Genomic DNA, 753 nt, shown 5'->3' with positions numbered 1-753 from the left:
ATCGTATAACAACGGCCTGCCCACCCGAAGTGCTCCCCGGTGCCCCTTGTCCCGGATGGTCACACCATACGCCAGAAATGCACGGCGCGGGACCGTGAGGCACCGGCTATATCATGCCGGTTACGAACGCCATTGAGAGTCTGAACATGCAACTACGCAAGATCATCAAGACCCGCGGCCACTTCCCCAACGACGAGGCCGCCATCAAGTTGCTCTGGCTGGCGCTGCGCAATGTGCTTAACAAGTCCGTGCGAACGGCATTCGACTGGTCGAGCGCCATGAATCAGTTCGCTATTCTGTTTGGTGAGCGTTTTACTCAGGCACGCGGTTAATTCCGCTAACCGCCTCGCCCACAAAAATACGGACAGGTTCCATTGAGCGCCCCCGCCCCACTCCCTCTTATCCATTCAGCCAACGCCACCATTTACCCCCCAAGACTAAATCCGAGACAGCCCCACTCCCTTATAATCACGAGGTCGTCGGGAAACACCCAGCGACCAGGTTTGACAGCCTGTGGCATAAACCGCACACCCGCCCAGGCGGGTCGTGCGACTACCTCTGCACGTCTATATTTCAATGGGCGGGCCTTGGTAGGGGAGCCGCAAGGCTCGCCGGTTTGTTTATGCCCCGGTCTGTCATACATGGACGCCCCCAGTTTGCACAGCCGTCATTCGGTGATCGTTAGCAGATGAAGGATTGCAGCCATACATCCGGACTTGTGAGGACTTGCCTCTGTCCCTGATGGAATGTGCA

The 753-nt window shown here is 57.4% G+C and carries 1 pseudogene; it reads left to right on the top strand.

The features are described from left to right. Positions 1-110: 110 nt before the first annotated feature. Positions 111-332, top strand: a pseudogene (locus NE850_RS39370) (transposase); the annotation flags it as partial. Positions 333-753 lie beyond the last annotated feature (421 nt).

It is taken from the genome of Paraburkholderia sp. USG1 (genome assembly GCF_031570135.1).
Lineage (GTDB): Bacteria > Pseudomonadota > Gammaproteobacteria > Burkholderiales > Burkholderiaceae > Paraburkholderia > Paraburkholderia dioscoreae.
Note: the sequence above shows the minus strand (reverse complement) of the source record. Positions and strands in the feature narration are given on the sequence as shown.